The organism is Paenibacillus sp. FSL R10-2199 (assembly GCF_038000235.1).
GTDB lineage: Bacteria > Bacillota > Bacilli > Paenibacillales > Paenibacillaceae > Paenibacillus_AQ > Paenibacillus_AQ phytohabitans.
Genome location: NZ_JBBOBO010000002.1, coordinates 764,743 through 784,391, shown reverse-complemented (window position 1 = coordinate 784,391; position 19,649 = coordinate 764,743). Strand labels below are relative to the sequence as shown.

Annotated in this window: 17 protein-coding genes and 1 pseudogene; 12 read left to right on the top strand and 6 right to left on the bottom strand. The window is 52.6% G+C overall.

Annotated features, from left to right (window positions below):
* The first annotated feature begins 89 nt into the window (after window positions 1–89).
* The 6 genes from NYE33_RS31310 (at window position 90) to NYE33_RS31285 (ending at window position 4,998) form a co-directional block, all read left to right on the top strand.
* The gene (locus NYE33_RS31310; protein WP_042134910.1) at window positions 90–998 is read left to right on the top strand and encodes a LysR family transcriptional regulator; all 909 of its coding nucleotides are present in this window, start codon (window positions 90–92) and stop codon (window positions 996–998) included.
* Between the two features lie 22 nt (window positions 999–1,020).
* A complete protein-coding gene (locus NYE33_RS31305; RefSeq protein WP_340947381.1) occupies window positions 1,021–1,524 on the top strand; it encodes a DMT family transporter in 504 nt (167 codons plus the stop codon).
* Window positions 1,524–1,838, top strand: a complete 315-nt coding sequence (locus NYE33_RS31300; protein ID WP_336102528.1) for a DMT family transporter — start codon at window positions 1,524–1,526, stop codon at window positions 1,836–1,838. The genes NYE33_RS31305 and NYE33_RS31300 overlap by 1 nt, the downstream gene beginning before the upstream one ends.
* 145 nt (window positions 1,839–1,983) lie before the next feature.
* Window positions 1,984–2,883, top strand: coding sequence for an ABC transporter permease (locus NYE33_RS31295; protein ID WP_083705135.1), 900 nt, complete (start codon window positions 1,984–1,986; stop codon window positions 2,881–2,883).
* Window positions 2,884–2,920: 37 nt separating this feature from the next.
* Window positions 2,921–4,063, top strand: coding sequence for a taurine ABC transporter substrate-binding protein (locus tag NYE33_RS31290; protein WP_341069204.1), 1,143 nt, complete (start codon window positions 2,921–2,923; stop codon window positions 4,061–4,063).
* 29 nt (window positions 4,064–4,092) lie between these two features.
* A complete protein-coding gene (locus NYE33_RS31285; protein WP_341069200.1) occupies window positions 4,093–4,998 on the top strand; it encodes an ABC transporter ATP-binding protein in 906 nt (301 codons plus the stop codon).
* A 96-nt stretch (window positions 4,999–5,094) separates the two neighbouring features.
* Here NYE33_RS31285 and NYE33_RS31280 read toward each other — a convergent pair whose 3' ends face one another.
* On the bottom strand, window positions 5,095–5,364 hold the full coding sequence (locus NYE33_RS31280; protein ID WP_341069198.1) for an NUDIX domain-containing protein: 270 nt from the start codon (window positions 5,362–5,364) through the stop codon (window positions 5,095–5,097).
* Window positions 5,365–5,578: 214 nt separating this feature from the next.
* Between NYE33_RS31280 and NYE33_RS31275 the strand changes: the two genes are divergently transcribed.
* Complete coding sequence (locus NYE33_RS31275; RefSeq protein ID WP_336102530.1) at window positions 5,579–6,034, top strand: GNAT family N-acetyltransferase; 456 nt, start codon at window positions 5,579–5,581, stop codon at window positions 6,032–6,034.
* Between the two features lie 713 nt (window positions 6,035–6,747).
* On the opposite strand, the gene NYE33_RS31270 is transcribed toward NYE33_RS31275, so the two are convergent.
* Together NYE33_RS31270 and NYE33_RS31265 are read right to left on the bottom strand one after the other, a co-directional pair.
* The gene (locus NYE33_RS31270; protein ID WP_042134919.1) at window positions 6,748–8,253 is read right to left on the bottom strand and encodes an amidase; all 1,506 of its coding nucleotides are present in this window, start codon (window positions 8,251–8,253) and stop codon (window positions 6,748–6,750) included.
* A gap of 123 nt (window positions 8,254–8,376) precedes the next feature.
* Window positions 8,377–9,342, bottom strand: coding sequence for an AraC family transcriptional regulator (locus NYE33_RS31265; protein WP_341069195.1), 966 nt, complete (start codon window positions 9,340–9,342; stop codon window positions 8,377–8,379).
* A gap of 216 nt (window positions 9,343–9,558) precedes the next feature.
* On the opposite strand from NYE33_RS31265, the gene NYE33_RS31260 reads away from it, so the two are divergent.
* Window positions 9,559–10,587 carry an oxidoreductase gene (locus tag NYE33_RS31260; RefSeq protein WP_341069192.1) on the top strand — a complete coding sequence of 343 codons (1,029 nt, stop codon included), beginning with the start codon at window positions 9,559–9,561 and terminating at the stop codon, window positions 10,585–10,587.
* Window positions 10,588–10,728: 141 nt separating this feature from the next.
* Here NYE33_RS31260 and NYE33_RS31255 read toward each other — a convergent pair whose 3' ends face one another.
* A complete protein-coding gene (locus NYE33_RS31255) occupies window positions 10,729–11,310 on the bottom strand; it encodes an LOG family protein (protein WP_042134926.1) in 582 nt (193 codons plus the stop codon).
* A 203-nt stretch (window positions 11,311–11,513) separates the two neighbouring features.
* Window positions 11,514–13,382 (bottom strand): S8 family peptidase, encoded by a 1,869-nt coding sequence (locus NYE33_RS31250; protein ID WP_340947378.1) that lies wholly within the window; start codon window positions 13,380–13,382, stop codon window positions 11,514–11,516.
* 424 nt (window positions 13,383–13,806) lie between these two features.
* Between NYE33_RS31250 and NYE33_RS31245 the strand changes: the two genes are divergently transcribed.
* On the top strand, window positions 13,807–14,013 hold the full coding sequence (locus tag NYE33_RS31245) for a DUF2278 family protein (RefSeq protein ID WP_336102535.1): 207 nt from the start codon (window positions 13,807–13,809) through the stop codon (window positions 14,011–14,013).
* 19 nt (window positions 14,014–14,032) lie between these two features.
* A pseudogene (locus NYE33_RS31240) lies at window positions 14,033–15,142 on the top strand (M14 family zinc carboxypeptidase).
* Between the two features lie 69 nt (window positions 15,143–15,211).
* Here the strand turns inward: NYE33_RS31240 and NYE33_RS31235 are convergent.
* On the bottom strand, window positions 15,212–16,066 hold the full coding sequence (locus NYE33_RS31235; protein ID WP_341069189.1) for a CPBP family intramembrane glutamic endopeptidase: 855 nt from the start codon (window positions 16,064–16,066) through the stop codon (window positions 15,212–15,214).
* Between the two features lie 346 nt (window positions 16,067–16,412).
* Between NYE33_RS31235 and licT the strand changes: the two genes are divergently transcribed.
* Window positions 16,413–17,246 carry a BglG family transcription antiterminator LicT gene (licT, locus tag NYE33_RS31230; RefSeq protein ID WP_042134932.1) on the top strand — a complete coding sequence of 278 codons (834 nt, stop codon included), beginning with the start codon at window positions 16,413–16,415 and terminating at the stop codon, window positions 17,244–17,246.
* 129 nt (window positions 17,247–17,375) lie between these two features.
* Entirely contained in the window at window positions 17,376–19,283 is a 1,908-nt protein-coding gene (locus NYE33_RS31225; RefSeq protein ID WP_042134934.1) for a beta-glucoside-specific PTS transporter subunit IIABC, read from the top strand.
* The last annotated feature ends 366 nt before the right edge of the window (window positions 19,284–19,649 follow it).

The following is a 19,649-nucleotide window of genomic DNA, read 5'->3' as shown; positions in this document are numbered from 1 at the left end:
ATCAGGAGATGAAGCAGACTTTTTTCCTAGTAGTCACATTGGTTTTATAGTTATATAATGAGGCTATTAAGAATCAAGAGGGAGAAGCCATGCGTCTGGAACAGCTCTATCATATTGTGGCGATAGCCCAAACGGGCTCCATATCGACGGCTGCCGAGCGCTCCTACATTTCCCAGCCTGCGCTGAGCTCATCGGTGTCCAAGCTTGAGGTTGAACTCGGCATTCTGCTGTTTAAGCGGACTAACCAGGGGGTTCAGCCGACCGATGTCGGTCGGGCTGTAATCCAGAAGGCGATGGAAGCTATCGACCTGCTGGAAGACATCAAGGCACTGGCTGAGGAGAATACGCAGGCCATGACCGGGAGTATCCATCTTGCGGTGGAGCCGTTCATCAGCAACACGATCATGGTCAATGCGCTAACTACGTTCAAATATAGGCATCCGGGTGTCAATGTGCTGATGAAGGTCGGGGAATCGAACAATAATCTGCGCGACATTGCGGCCGGCAAGGCGGACTTCGGTGTCGTCATGAAGACCTGCGGACAACCGGAGGAGAAGGATCTCTGCATCAAAGAGCTGTTCCGCGACCGGCTGGTGCTGCTTGTCAGCAAGGATTCAGAATTGGCAGGCCGGGGGGCAGTTCCCTTGCAGGAAGCGCTGGCCCAGCCGCTGGTTCTGTATAATACGGAGTTCGCTACCGACTGCTGGGTGTCCGAGCTGCTGCAGAAGCACGGAGACTACAACGTAGCCTACCGGCTGGACAGCTTTCCGATGCTGGAGAATGTGATCGGCCAGAACCTGTGCGCCGCTTTTGCCCCGAAATTCATGAGTGATTATTTCCTGAACAAGGGCAGCATTGTGCCGCTCGATATTGCCGATACGGAGCTGGATGTGTCGATTGTCCTGGCCTGGACGAAGCGGCACCATCTCTCCTTAATGGAGAAAGAAATGATGGAAACGATCAAATCCTTCAGCTCCATGCTCCAGTTCATCGGCTAGACGGATAAGGAGAAGCACAGATATGAATGTACTGAAACAGACTTCTGCATTGCAGGACCGCAGCATGTCGGCCTGGTTCTATGTTGTTGCCGGAGGACTGGTGGATATCTTCTGGGCCACCGGGCTGAAATACAGTCAAGGCTTCCGCTTGTTCTGGCCGAGCCTGCTTGTCCTGTGCTGCATTGGAATAAGCTATACCTTATATGTAAAAGCCATGATGCGGCTGCCTGTTGGAACCGCATATACCGTATTTACCGGCATCGGGGCGGCAGGCACTGCCGCTGCCGGAATGCTGCTGCTGAACGAGCCCGCCGGGTTCTGGCGGATCTTCTTCATTCTGCTGCTGCTCTGTGGCATGATCGGCCTGAAGCTGACGGCTGGGGATGAGAGTGAGGCGCAGGAAGGCGGCGGTGAAGCAGATGCAGCGCTTCGGGGCGGTGAGCCTGGCCGGGCACTGAAGAAAGGGCACTTCCTGCCATTGTCAACGACGTCCCCGGCAGACCGTGAACAAGGAGGCCTGCGCTAGTGGGCTGGCTGCTCCTGATCATTGCCGGATTGTCGGAGGTCGCCAGTGTTCCTCTATTAAAATATTCCCGGGGATTCCGGCATCTCTGGCCCTCTGTTGCCGCAGTTGCCGCCCTTGCACTTAGCTTCTATTGCCTGTCGCGCTCGGTAATGACGATACCTGTCGGGACGGCCTATGCCGTGTGGACGGGCATCGGCTCCTGCGGAGCGGTCGTGCTGGGGGCCATGGTGTATAGAGAATCGCTTAGACCGTCCAAACTGATATGCCTGGCCATCATTATTATCGGCATGATCGGCATAAGGCTGACATCGTAACGGGTTCAGAATAATAAATTCATAAATTCAGGTACAAGCCTACCGGACAGCCGGAGGCCTGATTAGCCGGAGCAAGGGCGGAAACTGCCCTGCTTGCCGGAGTCAGGCCTTTTTGTATGCCGGCAAGAGAGAGGAGACCCGCAACATGCAGAGCAATACACCGAAGGCAGCGCGTCCTGAGGAAGGGCAGAGTATCAGCGTTAGCGAACCAAAGGGCAACGGCCGGAATCCGGCTGAATCAACGGCATCCGCGTTACCGCCTGCAGCAGCAGGCTGGTCCAAAGAATGGCTGTACCGGGGAATTTCGGTGGCTTCCCTGCTTGCCGCACTGCTGCTGTGGTGGCTGGTCAGTGCCAGAGAGTGGGTGAATCCGCTGTTCCTGCCGGAGCCGCAGACCGTATGGGCAGCCTTCACCGATGTTCTGCATGAAGGGTACAAAGGCCAAACGCTGCTGAACCATATCGGCACCAGCATGCGCAGGCTGTTTCTGGCGCTCGCCGCAGCCTTTGTTACGGCTGTGCCGCTGGGGATTCTATGCGGCCGTTACCGGGTGCTGCGTGCGGTTATTGATCCTTTTATCGAATTCTACCGGCCGCTGCCGCCGCTTGCCTACTACACTTTGCTCATTCTCTGGTTTGGCATTACAGATGTGTCGAAGGTGCTGCTGCTGTTTCTCGGGGCTTTCGCTCCGCTCTTCATTACGGCTGTGTTCAGTGTGCAGCGGCTGAGTCCGGACCGGATCAACGGGGCCAGATCGCTGGGCGCACGGGGCTGGAAGCTGTATGCCTTCGTGATCTTTCCCTCGGTGCTGCCGGAGCTGTTAACCGGACTGCGGACCGCAGTCGGGGTAAGCTATTCCACGCTGGTAGCTGCGGAGATGGTGGCTGCAGTATCGGGAGTCGGCTGGCTGGTGCTGGATGCGAGCAAGTTCCTGCGCAGCGATATTATGTATCTGGGCATTATCATCATGGCACTGATCGCCATCGTGATTGATCTGATTATCCGCAGCTTAATCCGGCGTGTATCGCCTTGGACGGAGCAATGAATAACTATGGTTTTCATAAAAGGAGAGCAGAAAATATATGAAACAGCTTCATTCAAAGTTTCGCTTAGGGACCCTTCTGGCAATATTCGCTTTGCTGGTGGTGGTATCCGGCTGCGGCAATTCTGCCAGTAATAGCGGGAACAGCGGCAATACAGCGAAAGCGGCGGCTGCCACAGAGAACGCCAACGCTACGGAGGCAGCTGCGGCGGTGGCTGAGGAAGCTACGCCCGCACCTGCCGCGGCGGAAGAGCTGCCGACGGAAATCCGCATAGGCTATCAGGTCTCACCGAACGGAGAGCTGCTGGCCAAGTCCCTCGGCCTGCTGGAGAAGAAATATCCCGATATCAAAATATCCTGGCTCAAGTTCGATTCCGGCCGCGACGTGAACGTGGCGATTGCCAGCGGCGGAATCGACTTCGGCCTGCTGGGTACCCCTCCGGGAGCTTCCGGTGTGGCCCAAGGTCTGCCGGATCAAATCTATTATATTCATGATGTCATCGGCGAGAGTGAGGCGCTGGTAGTCAAGAGTGCTGCCGGAATCAGCTCCCTCGCCGAGCTCAAAGGCCACAAGATCGCTACCACCTTCGGCTCCACCTCGCATTTCAGCCTGCTGTCGGCACTGAAGCAGGAGAACATTGATCCTGCATCCATTACCATACTTGATATGCAGGCTCCCGACATCGTTGCCGCCTGGCAGAGAGGCGATATCGACGGCGCTTATACCTGGCAGCCGAGCCAGTCGAAGCTGGTGGAGGATGGCGGCAAGGTCATCATCACCTCAGCCGATGTGGCGGCCAAAGGCGGCATTACCGGAGAGTTCGGCGTGGTGCACAAGGATTTCATCGGGAAGTATCCGAATGCCGTTAAGGGCTATATCGCTGTGCTGGATGAAGCGGTGAAATATTACCGGGATCACCCGCAGGAGTCGGCGGAAGCGATGTCTGCTGAGCTTGGACTTAGCGCCGAAGCCACCCTTAAGGCGATGAATGAAATTATCGTGCTGGATGCCTCGCAGCAATCAGCCCCTGAATATATGGGCACGCCGGATCAGCCGGGCGCATTCGGACAGCTGCTGAAGGACACGGGTGATTTCCTTGTAGAGCAGAAGTCGATCACCGATTCACCGGACCTCTCGGTCTACCAGCAGGCTTTGCGGAGCGATTTGTATACCGGTAATTAGACCAGCAATGACAAGGAGGCGGTGGCGCGATGATCTTGGAAGAAAAACTGGATGGTCCCGGTGGTACAGGTGTGCTCAATGCCGGGAATTACGGGGAGAGCGGACGCAGGGGGGCGGCTTCCGGTATGGCCGGAGCTGCTGCGGTACCGGTAACCTCCACCGGCAGCGGACAGGGCATCCTGCTGGAGAGCATCGGCCTCACCTATGGCAGAGGGGCCACAGCAAGGCAGGTGCTGCAGGAGGTTAATCTGCAGCTGACACCGGGCGAATTCGTTGTAGTCCTTGGACCTTCGGGCTGCGGCAAAACCTCCTTGCTGAACATTATCGCCGGGTACCTGAAGCCTTCGCAGGGCAGCATCGCCATTAACGGCAAACGCCATACCCGGCCGGATTCCGAGGTCGGCGTGGTGTTCCAGCAGGCGAACCTTTTTCCCTGGCTGACGCTAGCCCGTAACATTGAGTTCGGGCTGCGGATGAAGAACCAGCCCAATGCTGCACGCAGGGAGCGTGTCGCTTATTTCCTGGAGCTGATGGGCCTTACGGCCTCGGCCGGACTGTATCCCCACCAGCTCTCCGGAGGCATGAAGCAGCGGGCGGCCATCGCCCGCACCCTGGCTGCAGAGCCGGAGATCGTTCTGCTCGACGAGCCGTTCAGCGCGCTGGACGCCCTGACCCGCGAGAATATGCAGAGCCACCTGCGGGAGATCTGGCGCAAGACCGGGAAGTGCATGTTCTTCATCACCCATGATGTGGATGAGGCCCTGCTGCTGTCCAGCCGCCTGGTTGTCATGCATCCCGGACCGGGCAGAATTGTCGAGGACTTCGCCAATCCGCTGACGGAAGGCAGCATCAGCCGCTCCTTCACTGACATCCGCAGCGGCGGGGAGTACAGCAGTCTGCGCGAGTATCTGGTCTCGCGGATGGATGTGCCGTAGGAAACAGCAGGCGCCATGGACACAACAAAGTCCATGGCGCCTGCTGTTATTTTATAGAACATGATCAGGTTCTTAGAATTCCTATGGCCTTTTCTTTCAGATCATGACAAACACAACTTCATTTCCATCAGGATAGGTGTACATCATTCTTGCTCCTGTATAAATGGAGAGTAGATTATAGTGATTGACCTCAAGTCCGGTTTCTTCTTTAACTTCTCTAATCATGGTCTCTTCAATCGTTTCTCCGGCCTCCATTCCCCCGCCGGGCAATTCCCAATCCCCGTAATCAGACCGTTGTTGTAATAATATCCGGCCGTATTTATCTTTAATAATGGCTCCGCCTGTAACAATAATACTTCTGGTCATGATCTCAGTCCTTTTATTCGTAGTAGGCTGCTTCTTGCATGAATCTCACATACAGTATCGTTTAGCGGCCTTCTTGTTCACAGGGGAAAAGTCACAGTTGATTACGGCAGGAATCATTTATGATAGGGCAAGAGATTAATCATCACGCTATTTTCAGCATCATCAGAGCCTTAAGCCAATCCCAATAAAATGGAAACGGAGATGAAACGGGACTATGCTGACGATAGCCAAAGCCGGGACAGAGCATCTGGAAGAAATGTGCCTGCTGCTGCAGGAGCTGTTTGAAATGGAGCAGGACTTCGCCGGTGCGGCTAACCTGGACAAGCAGAGGGCGGGACTGCGGCTGATTCTGGCGCATCCGGAACGCGGTCAATTACTGCTGCTCAAACAGGGAGATAAGGTGACCGGTATGGTGAATCTGGTGTTTGCGTTCAGCACGTTTGAAGGCGGGCCGGTAATTATGCTGGAGGATTTCATTGTAGCAGCTGAAGAGCGGAGGCAGGGCAGCGGCCGCTTCTTCATGGACGGCATAGTGGCTTACGCCAAAGAGCGCGGATTTCTGCGGATCAGCCTGCTGGCCGATGCGGAGAATGCGCGGGCGCTGCATTTTTATGAAGCGGCGGGCTATGAGTACTCTAATATGAGATGTCTGCGGCTGGCGGTGAAGTGATGGAGAACAGGGAAGCCTGCCCGGTCATTCTTTTGAATGAGCGTTGCTGGCACCAAGACAATGAGCGTGAGAGGAAGTATATGTAATGAAGCAGATGTTAAAAAGCATATTTCGCGGTCCGGGAGCAGCGGGATGGCCTGCTGGATTCCTTGTTATTCTTATGTGCTTTTTGGCGTAACCCCTGCGCAGGCTGCGGCCCCGCTAAGTGCTTCAATTATAAGGTTGTTCCGGCAGGCAAGCCTACATGATGATGTGAATTATGAAATGTAAAGTATTCCTGCCGGGACACCCTTTGCTATTAAGAGTAACCTTTCAATTCATATGCACAGTGAGCAACCTGAAGCTGCGTCTAGGCTAATCTGCATATTCATAATACTCAGCTAATCCGTTCATAGACAGAACTATGATAAATTACAGCCGGAAGCTGTAATAAGTGGATTTATGACACTTAATTTTTCGCGCCATCTGCTGAATCGGAATTAGGTGGATTTATGACACTTAATTGTGCCCAATATGCTCATATCAGCCAATATGCATGGAATTAAGTGTCGTTTATCCAACTAAAATCTCATATTCGCAAATTTCGAGGGAATTAAGTGTTGTTATTCCACTTATTAGTCGTATAGCCCTCGTTCCGCCAGCGTACATCGCACGCAGCCGCAGTCAGTCTGCATCTCGTCCAGCTTTACACACACAGCCTCAGCAAATACATATCAGGCAAACAACGGGTTCCCCTTCATTCCCACCCACAGCGGTGATTGTTCCAGACAAGCGGCCAGCTGAAGCAACAGGTCCTCGCGGCCTTTGGAGGCCATGACCTGAACTCCGATCGGCAGCCCCTCTGGTGTGAGATGCACAGGAACACTCATCGCCGGCTGACCGGTCAGATTCGCCAGCTGGGTGAAAGGCGTATAGGCTAGGCTGGGCTCGAACATCTCGTAGATCATCCGCCGCTGAGCGTCTTTGGACAGACTGCTGACTTCCAGCAGCTGCTGAATCTCCTCAGGCGTCTGGGTCAGCTCTCCGATCTTCGGTGCGGAATCCGCATTCGCAGGCGTGATGTACAGGTCGAACCGGTCCATCAGCGCCGCCATCTGCGCGGCGGCCACATCCCATTCATGCAGACTGTGTACGAATTCTGCAGCTGAGACCTGTTTACCAGCTTCGGCCAGCACCCAGGTAACAATATCCACTTCGCTTGCCGCAATCGTACGGCCCATACCGCTCTCGAGCGACAGGAACATTGCCGATACCTCTCCGGCATTCATTGTATAGTAGTTATCCATCAGTCTGACCCCGTTAACCGGACTCAGCTTTTCCTCGACTGCATAGCCTTCCGATTCCAGCCACTTTACAGTGTTCATCACAGCTTGTACAGCTTCTTCCGATACCGGTGTACCCACCGGCGAAGCTGTAGTGTACGCAATCCGCAGCTTCCGCTGCGCAGGCTTCAGCAGATCATCCAGATAGACCCCCGGATACAGCGGGGTCTGAAAAGCAGCTTCCGGCTGCACCACCTGCAGCAGATCAAGCATCGCGGCACTGTCGCGCACAGTCCGCGTCAGGGCGAAGTCGATCGACGCGCCCTGCCACTGGCGGCCGACGCCAGGGCCGACCGGCGTGCGCCCGCGCGTCGGCTTCAGTCCGAACAGGCCGGTGAACGAGGCCGGTATGCGGATGGAGCCGCCGCCGTCACTGGCTCCGGCGGCCGGAACGATCCCTGCGGCAACGGCCGCAGCAGCACCACCGCTGGAACCGCCGGGGGAATAGGCGGGGTTCCACGGATTACGCGCCGGGCCGTGGAGCAGGGGCTCGGTAATATTTTTGAGGCCGAATTCCGGGGTATTCGTGTGTCCCAGCGGTATGAAGCCGCCGCGGCGGATACGGGCTACGTAATTGGAGTCCCGCTTGGCAATATTGTCCTTCATGAGCAGGGCACCCGAAGTCAGCGGTTCTCCGCCGATCGCCTGGGAGATATCCTTCAGCAGGTAGGGCACGCCGGCAAACGGCCGGGAAGTGTCATCATCAAGAACCGGCATCTCATCCGCTTCCTTCAGCGCTGCCTCCCGCCGGGTGCGGACTACTGCATTCAGCAGCGGATTCATTTCATCGAGCCGGGCAAAGGCGGTTTCCACGAGCTCGCGGGGTGAGACTTCACGTGCCTTGACAAGGGCGGCAAGCCCCAGAGCATCATGAGCGGAATAAGAAGACAACGACATGTGAACAACCTCTTTCTGGCAGGGTGTGCAGGCTATAATCGCTATAGATGCGTCTGCGGATAGTAATAGTTGGGACCAGCATCTCTAGTATACTTCGGGAGCGTCAGACTTCCCAATCGGCTGCTAGAATTCACCTGGGTCGATGCTTCTTCGCACAGCCCGGATATCCTTGAGCGGCGGGAGGCCGAACAGTCTGCGGTATTCGCGGCTGAACTGCGAGGCACTCTCATAGCCTACTTCCATGGCAGCAGCCGTGGCACCCATGGAACCGCTCAGCATGAGCCGTCTGGCTTCCTGGAGGCGCAGCTGCTTCTGATACTGCAACGGTCCCATTGCCGTAATGGCTTTGAACTTATGGTGCATGCCGGACACGCTCATATTATTGGCATCAGCAAGCTCATGGACGGTGAAGGAGCGGCTGTAATTCTGGTGAATCCATTCGATGGCCTGGCCGATACCTCCGGCTTTCTGGTCAAAGAGCACCTCCTGCAGGAACAAATGCCCGTAATCGCCGGTCAGCAAATTGAAGATCAGCTCATGCTTGATGAGTCCGGACAGATAGACGGCTTCCCGGGGACTGCCGTTGCCTGTGAGCTTCAGCAGCCGGCTGAACACCTCCAGAAGGCTGGAGTCGGCTTTGCCAATAAAGGCGGCATTATTCACCTTCTTGTTTCTGGGCTTTATGCTGATTCCAGCCTGCGTCATTACAGAGGCGATTTCCTGTGTAGTGATGTCAATGCGAAGACCGATATAAGGCATTTCCCTGGAGACCCCGGCAATTTGCGCGAAGGCAGGGAGATGGATCATGGACACCATGTAGTCTCCCGGCAGATATTCAAGACTGGTTGAGCCGTAGTGCAGCTTCTTCATGCCTTGTAGGATCAGACAAAAGGAAGGCGTTAAGACACTTGGAATCAGCGGGGTTATCCGGCTGTTGCGGGAAATCGAAAGATACGGGATCACAGTGGGATGGCGTCCGTCCGCAAGGGTGATTTTCTCAGTCTGCGCGATGATCCCGGCGATCTGCTCCTGATAATTACCGGTACTCTGTCCAGGAGCGGAGCGGGTCTCGAGCTGTTGCTCTGTCATTGTACATCCCGCCTTCCTGTTTATATAGGTTCAGTTCTCTCTAGCCTGTACTGTTAGTGTACAGTATAGCCGTAACTTGTACGGAAGCAATAGGCAGAATGGGATGGTAAAAGAGTGATTGCAGCTTTAGGCAAGTTTTAGGCAGAAACGGTCTATGATGTCCATGGAGGGCAAGCGATAATAGCCTTGAGATGTTATTCAAGGAGGTCCTGGATCATGACAGTTAACCAGCAACAACCTATCGGCTCCGGTTTTGGAGCCTCCACAACTGCCGAGGAGATTCTGCACGGCACAAACCTCAGCGGCGTCACTGCCATTATTACCGGCGGATACTCCGGGATTGGGCTCGAAACGGTGCGCGCACTGGCTTCGGCCGGTGCAGAGGTCCTTGTCCCGGCGCGGGATACCGCCAGAGCGGGAGCTGCACTTGCCGGAATAGACAATGTCAGAATTGAGCGGATGGATCTGATGGACCCGTGCTCCATTGATGATTTCGCAGCACTGTTTCTTGCCACAGGCCAGCCGCTGCATATACTGATTAACAGTGCGGGTATTATGGCTGCTCCCCTGGTGCGCGATAAGAGGGGATACGAGTCTCACTTCTCTACCAATCATCTGGGACACTTTCAGCTGACGGCCCGTCTATGGCCCGCTCTGCGTCAGGCCGAAGGAGCTAGAGTTATCTCGGTATCTTCATGGGGACACCGGCAATCCCCGGTCATATTTGAAGATCCGAACTTCGTACACCGCAGCTATGACCGCATGTCCGCCTACGGCCAGTCGAAGACGGCCAATATTCTGTTCGCGCTGGCGCTGGACAAGCGCGGCAGGGACGAAGGTGTGCGCGCCTTCTCCGTTCATCCGGGCAGCATCGCCGGTACGGGCCTCGGGGAGCATCTGTCTTTCCAAGAACTTCAAGCCGCCGGTGTGATTGACGGAGCTGGCAACCCTATTCTAGATCCTTCGCGGAATCTCAAAACAGCACAGCAGGGGGCAGCGACCAGTGTATGGTGCGCGGTAAGCCCGAAGCTGGAAGGGAGGGGCGGCGTCTACTGTGAGAACTGCGATATTGCCCCGCTGGTGGAGAATGCCGAAGCTGTCACCCGTAACGAGGCTGCCCGCCGTATCGGCTCATTGGCACTTGGCGTGATGCCGCACGCAGTCGACCCTGAAGCGGCGGACCGCCTCTGGAGTCTGAGTGAGCAGCTGACGAATGTGGATTTCACAATTAAGGGAGAGCAATAATGACAACGGGGTATTGACCGGGCGCTTGAGATTCAGACAGCGGCGCTTACCCGGTATCTCGGTATATGGAACGGTAGAACAAACCCCCTGCAGAGAGGCTCGCGCAGGGGGTTTACTATGCTCAATAACACTATGTGTCCATCAAGTCCGCTCATCCGTAAGATATTTCTTCACCGGAGGCGGGGTATAATCAGCGAGTTGCTGCAGAATTCCCTCCGCAGTCGTATCGTTCAGCATAATGGAATGCTGTTTCTCCTGCATGAACTTCTCCTGGACCATGTTGCCGAACAGGGCAATCAGCGGATCGTAATAACCGTTGACGTTCAGCAGCCCGCAGGGCTTCTGGTGCAGACCGAGCTGCGCCCACGTGAAGATCTCGAAATACTCCTCCATCGTGCCCGGCCCGCCCGGCATGGCAATGAATCCGTCGGCAAGCTCAGACATCTTCAGCTTCCGTTCGTGCATGGAGTCCACCATAATCAGTTCGGTTAGACGGGTATGCTCGATTTCTCTTTTCTTGAGAAAATGGGGCAGAACCCCGATCACGCGTCCCCCCGCCTGCATGACGCTATCTGCAATAGCGCCCATTAAGCCGACAGTAGCTCCGCCATAGATCAGCGTGATGCCCCGTGCAGCCAGCTCTTTGCCCAGAGCAACAGCATACTCTTTGTATACGGGCGAAGCGCCGTCATTCGAACCGCAAAAAACAGCGATACTCTTCATATTATGCTGACTCTCCTTTGCCTAAGTATCTAGAAATAGCTTCATGTATGATATTGCACCTGTATCTACATCAAAGATACCACACGATGTCGTGTGGTAGAAGGATATACTTAATGTTTAAACTCTGGATTACATTCAATTTACATAAGAGTCTTATGTACAACAGGAGCCAACAGAAGTTGTTGGCCCCCTTGCGGATGAGCTTAATGGACGGGCGTTAATTCGGCGACTAATTGTACGGCTTTAGCAGCATCGATGCGTCCAAAGCCATAACGGTCATGCCAGCTGCCCGACATAGGTCTTGCGGATTTGCGGAGAATCTCGTGAATTTCTTCACTGGATAAAGAAATGCCGTGGGCCAACGCTTCTGCGAGCATCAGGGCAATAATGCCGGTTACTGCCGGGGCCGCCATGCTGGTGCCCATCATAGGAGTAACACCATCTATTGATCCCGATTTAGCGGCCATAACTTTGAATTTCACAGGTTCATCTTGGGTTTCATTTCCTCCAGGTGCGCTGATCTCGGGCTTTTGTCTTCCGTCCCGTGTCGGGCCGGCGCTGGAGAAGAAGGAAAGTGGTGTGCCTGCTTCTTTGGCGCTGTATGAACCGACAACGATTGTTTTTTTGCCGCAGCAGATTGAACCGAGGGTATGGGTATTATCCAGTGGTTTTTCAAAATGGGACTGGCCAAAATCATCCCGTTCAATCCAGGCATGATATTTCCCCGACCGGATATTCTCTCCGCGCAGTCTAAGTGTCCATGCACCGGCCGGTAAACCTCTCTCCATGAAGATATTGATGACGTTGTCACCGTTGTTCGGATCTTGTTTCCGGTGGGAGATGAAGATCAGGATTTCATTCCGGTTCCCGACCGCCTGGTGAGTCGTGCCGAGCTTAACCTCACCGAGGTTCTCCCCATCCGGAGTAATTAACTGGCAGGAGAATTCATCTGCTGCATCGTACCAAAGCTCGATTTCATTAGAGGTACGGTCTGACTGTTCCACGATCCAGCGGAGATCCTTCACCTCATTCTGGCGGATTATGCCACTGGCGTGTATACCATGGGTATAAGAGTTGCTGGCGGCCAATACGATGGCCCGATTGTTAGCAGCAGTAAGGAGTGTATCGAATCCTACCTCAACCAGAGAAGTGCCGTCATGCGGTCCGCCATTGGTGCCCAGGCTTATATTGGTGACACACGGCCGGTTTCCGGCGAGCTTATAGATGTATTGCAGAGCCTCCAGCAGATGCGCCGAACTCCCGAAATCTCCTTTTACCGCGTCCGGTCCCGACCATGGAACATCCTCGGCATTCAATTGCACAAATACGATATCTGCCTGAGGGGCAGGACCGGGTGTATTGGTTCCGTTACCGTTGCCCGCAGCAGTATCCATAACGTGGGTTCCGTGCCAATCTTCAATATCATCTTTAGGGTCAGGAAGGTGTAACGCCGCGAACGGAGCATCTGTTTGCAGAGCACGGCTTAATTGCGCTTGAGAAAAGACTTTGCCGTATCCAAACTCGCTATTACTGGAATCAGGAAGCGTCTGATCCCAGTAGCTAAGAATACGGCTTGTCCCGTCTGAATGGATGAAGTTCTTATGGGTAAAGTCACATCCATAATCCACAATCCCGATGACGACACCTTTCCCGCCGTTGCTTTTAGTATTTTGATTCAGCAAATCCGCCCGGGCTTTAGTTTCTTCAATGGTCTTAAAGAGCTGGGGCTTTAACAATTGTGATGCCTTCAAGCTCATTACGGCCGGTGATTTGCGGATCTGCTCAATTTGGTCTGCGGCAATCCGGGCGGTGACGAGCCGTACATTCTCCTGCTCCTCAGGCACGCTGCCCAGGTCGGCAATTTGCCGGACTCCGGACAGATTTTTCCACGCCTCAATATCCTTTACCTTGGCGATAACCGCGATTTCACGGGCATCCGCTGTCTCCGCTGATTCTGCGTTGAACAAATGCGGATGAGCCTCTTTGTGTTCACTTTGATTGAAAGCAATGACCCGCTGCAGTCTTGGATCAAGGTTAGCGGGGATTTCATTCGTGGTTTCTTTGAGTTTCATGTTATGTCTCCTTTAGCTGGCTAGTGTGCTGGAAAATACAACGTCCATATACTTTCACTAATTTGAATTTTTATAAAATCCATTATATTCAAGTAGAGACGTCATAAGGGGTGTGATGAGTACAGCATGAAAATTATGGCCCTTTATACACGGTCATTCTGATTAAATACATAAGTAGATAATGACAAACAAACAAATATGTAAATAAAAGCAAGTATCATTGAGTGAACGTTTTCACATAATAGCTCCATTCCTTTTTGGAGGTACCAGAGAAAATATAAACAGTAAGCATCAACAATTCATTACTCTGTTCAAAGAGGCTAAGCTGCTGCTTGAGCAGGATATGTCCATAACCAAATGGGCACTTGAGCGGTTGAAGCAAGCACATACAACACAAACTACACACTAAAAAGGAGCGATTATTATGCCGCTGAATCCATACGGAGTGTTAAAAGGAAAGATCATCAGAGGAATACCTGCACCACCCACAGGTGACAGCACCCCGCATTATCATGCAGTAGTCAAGGCTGACGGCAGAGAATACAAATTGGCCATCAACGTTCAATCCAGAGAGCAGCCTTCAGAGCTGTTATACCTGGTCGGAGATAAATGCCGCGAATTTCACAGCTGAGTCGGTGCGGGGCGGTTATATGACTGTGGACGAAATCGATAACACATTGCTGCAGCTTAGCCGGCAAAACCCCGGGCTGGTCTCGCTGATCACTCTTCCTAACCGGACCTGGGAGGGCCGGACATGCCGTGCGGTTAAGCTCAGTGCCGCTCCACAACAAGCCAGAATGAAACCGGCCATTCTGATTACTGGCAATGTGCATGCGCGTTAGTGGGGTGGTTCTGACATTTGCATTAACTTGTTAACCAAGCTCACCCAGGGGTATACAAGCAGACAGCCCATTCAGTATGGGAACAAAAGCTTTACTTATGAACAAATTAAGCAGGCGCTGGAATCTGTAGACCTGATTATCTTTCCGGAGGTTAATCCGGATGGCAAGGTGTATTGTCAGGAAAACCATGAGCAGGATTCATTGAATGATCAGCTGGCGGGTAATGGCTTCTGGTGGCGGAAGAACCGCCGGCCTGATGAGAACGGGAGACCGATGGGCGTTGATTTGAACCGGAATTTTGATTTCTTGTGGGGGAGTACAATCGGTACCTCAGCAGATAAAAACAGTCTGATTTACCTTGGTCCAGCCCCATTCTCCGAGCCGGAATCACAAAATATCAAGTATCTTTTGGATACGTACAATCAAATCCGTTTTTATGTGGATATTCACAGCTTTGGAGAGAAAATTATGTACAACTGGGGGGATGATAATAACCAAACCACTGACCCCGGCCAGAATTTCTTGAATCATCAGTATGACGGAATGCGTGGAACTACTGAGTTTATGAGGGACCGCTACAAAGAATACATTGCGCCGCAGGATGAGAAGCTGGAGCGTGATCTAGGGAACCGGATGAACGGAGCTTTACAAGCCGTACGGGGCAAATCCTACAAGGTTGAAGAGTCAGCCCAGTTGTATTATACCAGCGGGACGACACAGGATTATGCCTACAGCCGTCATTTAAGCGACCCTTCCAAGCCTAAGATTTACAGCTACACCTTTGAATTCGGTACCACGTTTGTCCCTCCTTATGAGGAGATGCAGCTTATCATTGCTGATTTAAGTTCTGCGTTAACGGAGCTGACTTACGCGGTATCCCAGATAAATGCACTAGAGCCTGTTCGTCCGGGTAATTAGAACCCATTAAGCAAGACCCTGCGGCTTCAGTCCGCAAACAGGGTCTTGCTTTTTTTTACAGTTAAACCGTCAATAATGTATCACGGATTTCCGGTTATGTATCTTCTTTCTCCGCAGCAGCAGAAGAATTCCGATAGCAAAGCCCATACAGGTAAGCGAAGCCGTTGTGGCGTAGCTGTTAGTCCAGATCACCAGATTCACATTCAGCAGCGAGTGGACGCCCACTACGATGAACAGATTCCGGGTCAGGACATAGAGGAGTGCAAACAGCATCCCGAGAATAACCAGCTGGATAAAATCATACACAAATTCCATTCCGCTAAGTCCGCCGTAAATCCGGTTCGGGATATGCATGAGGGCGAAGACCGTTTGCGAGATGAGCAGCGCCTTAACTATGCGGGAAGAAGGCTTACCCGTTCCAGACAACCAATGATGGATCTGCACAAAAAGGAAGCCGCGGAAGATGATCTCTTCCAGCAAGGCATTGCCGAACAATTGCCCGAGCAAAGCGCCCAGAAACAGATTTGGAAAGTCGGCAAGGTTATGATTCCATGTAAGTGCTGTACCGGCAATGAGATTGATGCAGGCACTCATTACATTGACAGCCAGCCAGAACACAAATGTCCATAGGCATCCGGCCAGCAGCTTCTCCCGTCTCAGTCCCAGATCCCGCAGCGGAATCCGGACCATTGCCCATAAATAAATAATGACAATTACCATGAGACCGAGCAGCCCCGCGCATAACGTGGCATTTATCCACCCGTGGGTCAGCCGGTTAATGTCATCGAAGGTCCCCTTTTCAAAGAAAAGGAGGTTCACTGTCATCGCGAAAATAATCTCCAGAATAATAAGGCCAACGATAAACCTGGCTGAAATACGTTTTCCTGTAAAAATCCCTGCATGTTCCCCTGTCTTAAGCTGCACCTAAGTTACACTCCTTTGGATGAAGAAATATTTACCAGTAAATCCCTCACTATTACTATATTGGCTATGAAAAGGATTCACTGTCACAGAAGTCACAACAGTCACAGAAGTATTGAAGTCACACCGCTGCACTGCCATAATCCTGCCAGTCATAAAAAGAGCGCTGCTATGGGCATAATTAGCAAAGCTGATTTCTGATACTGACGGTTGACACCGTTTTCAGCTTATGTTAAATTGTTTCCGAGGCTTGTTACCGGTAATGCGGGCAAAACCACAATGGGAATGATTGATTCGTTTCCGTTGTTGTTTTGCCCTTTTTTATTCCTCAAAAGCAGGTGGGCTGAAAGTGATAATCAAACAGATTTTCAACAATAATATCGTCAGCACCGTAGATGACAAGGATCAGGAGCTGCTTATCCTCGGCCGGGGTATCGGTTTCCAGTTCCGGGCAGGGGACCCCATTGACGAGGCACGGATTGAGAAAGTCTTCCGCCTTCAGGATTCCTCCATCTATGAGCGCTTCAAGGCGATTGTTACGGAAATGCCGGTTGAAATCCTGCAGGTGACAGATGATATTGTAAGTCTGGCGCGCATGCAGCTGAATAAGCAGATCAGTGACGGGATTTATGTATCGCTGTCGGATCATATCCATTTCGCTGTGCAGCGGATGGAGCGGGAGCAGATTGTCCGCAACCCGTTATCCTGGGAGGTACAGCATTTCTACAAAGCCGAGTACGATGTGGCGAAGGAAGCGCTGACGATTCTGCGGGAGCGGCTGGGGATTGATTTTCCCAAGGATGAGATCTGCAATATCGCGCTGCATTTCATCAATGCCGAAGTCAATGATTCGATGAACGATGTGACGCATCTGATGCAGCTGCTGCAGGAGATTATGAACATTATCAAATATCATTTTGGCGTGGATTTGGACGAGGACAGCGTCAACTATTTCAGATTCATTACGCATCTCAAATATTTTTGCCAGCGGGTCATCACCCATACCAGCCATGACGATACCGAGGAGTATTTGTACAAGGTGGTTAAGAAGAATTATCCGGACACCTTCAAATGCATCCGTAAGATTGAATCTTTTATCCTGAAGAACTACGAGTACGTCATGACCCATTCCGAGCAGCTCTATCTGACACTGCATCTGGAGAGGCTGATGAAAACCAAATAACAAGGGGCTTGTTACTGTTCAATCAGGCAAAACCCGAATGAAAACCGGCATGCACTTCTTTACGTATGCACGTGTTCATTCGGGTTTTTTTATTAGATTTTATGACCTACAATTTAGGGGGAAAGACGAATGAAACATCAGGAAACAGCACAGCAAATCGTCAAGTCGGTGGGCGGAGTATCCAATGTGAAGTCGGTGTACCACTGTGTAACGCGTCTGCGCTTCGAGCTGAAGGACAACAATAAAGCGGATCAGGCCGCGCTCAAAAAGCTGGATATGGTAATGGGCACCAACATCTCGGGCGAGCAATTCCAGGTCATTATCGGCAATGATGTGCCTAAGGTATACGACGAAATGGTTAAAGAGTACCCGGCGCTCAAGCAGACAGCGGAAGGAAATAAGCAGGCGGACGGGAAGAAACAGAATGTGATTCTGAAGATTTTTGAGACAATCGCCGGTGTATTCGCACCGATGCTGCCCGCAATCACGGCTGCCGGTATCCTGAAGGGGCTGCTCGCTCTATTCGTGACCCTGGAATGGCTGTCAGCGGGAACAGACACGTACCGTATCCTGTCTGCGATTGGCGATGGCGTATTCTACTTCCTGCCGATGCTGATCTCCTTCAGCGCAGCGCGTAAATTCGGCAGTAACCCGTATATAGCAGTTGGTGTCGGCGCGGCGCTGATGTATCCGGATATGGGCGCACTATTGTCCAGCGGTAACCCCGTATCCTTCCTCAGTATTCCGGTAACAGCGGTCTCCTACGGATCTTCCGTAATTCCGATTCTGCTCGCAATCTGGATTCTTTCTTACGTGGAAAAAACAGTGGACCGCTTCATCATACCCTCTCTCAAGCTGCTACTCGTTCCGCTGATCTCCCTCCTGGTGATGGTTCCGGTCACGCTGATTGCGATTGGACCTCTGGGAACCTTCGTCGGAGACGGATTGTCCGGCGGCATTAACTGGCTGCTGAATGAAGGCGGCCTGATCTCCGGGATCGTGCTTGGCGGGGCGATGTCCCTGATTGTTATGACGGGTATGCACTACGCACTGGTTCCGGTTATTATCAGCAATCTGGCTACACTCGGCTTCGATAAGTTCCTGCCGCTGACCTTCATTTCCAATATGGGTCAGGCGGGCGCTACTCTGGGCGTATTCTTCCGGGCTAAAGACAAGAAACTGAAATCCGTTGCCCTGTCCACCAGCTTCACCGCACTTATGGGTGTTACTGAGCCGGCCATGTACGGTGTCAATATGAAATACAAAAAGCCGTTCATCGCGGCGATGATTGGTAGTGCGGCAGGCGGCGGCTTCGCGCTGGCGTTCGGCGCCAAGGCATACGCCCTGGCTGGTAACGGCGGTATCCCGGGTCTGCCGGGATTGGTTGGACAGACCTTCTGGTACGCTTTCGGCGGGATGGTCATTGCCTTTGTAGTTGCAGCGGTTGTTACAGTGTTACTTGGCTTCCAGGAAGAGGCTGATGATGCGGAGCAGATTTCCGGCAGTATCGCCGCTAAACCGGCAGATGTGACCCCGGCAGCTCCCGCACCGGTAGAGGTTGAGGTAGAACCGGCATCCGCTACCGCAGACAGCACAGCTTATGCACCAATGACCGGTAAGGCGATTCCGTTAAAAGAGGTCAATGACCCTACCTTCGGCGATGAGCTGATGGGTAAAGGCATAGCCTTCGTCCCTACGGTCGGCGAGCTCGTATCTCCAGTCAGCGGTACCGTAATGAATGTCTTCAAAACCAAGCATGCTATGGTTATCCGCAATACTGACGGCATGGAACTCCTGATCCACGTTGGGATTAACACCGTGAAGCTGCGCGGCCAATTCTTCGAAGCGCATGTGCAGGCCGGTGATCCGATTCAGGCCGGCGACAAGCTGCTTACCTTCGATCTGGCGCAAATTGCCCAGAATTATGATATTACGACCGCTATGGTCGTGACTAATACGGCCGATTACAAGCAGATTCTGCCGCTTAAGCTGGGCGAGGTTGCTTTCGGTGAGCCGGTGCTGAAGGCTGAGCTGTAAGGTTGCCGGTTTAGCTTTGATCGTAGCTTGGATCTTTAGCTTGGATCTTCGATTTGGACTTTCGATTTTAGTTTTAGTTTTCGGTTTTAGTTTTCGGTTTTAGTTTTTGGTCTTAGTTTTTGGGTTTAGTTTTTGGTCTTAGTTTTTGGTCTTTGATTTTTGTCTTAGTTTTTGGTCTTTAATTTGGATCTTAGTTTTTGGTCTTCAATGTTGAGCTTAGCCTGAGTTATTTCCAGGCGCCAGCTCTGGTTTTAGCCTGAGTTTGAGCTTAGTGATTTCGGAACGAAGCGATCGGGTTGGCTTAGAATTTTGTCACCTCCGAATCCGCTTCATCCTAACAAAAGGCTATTAGTAACGGAGGGAAGT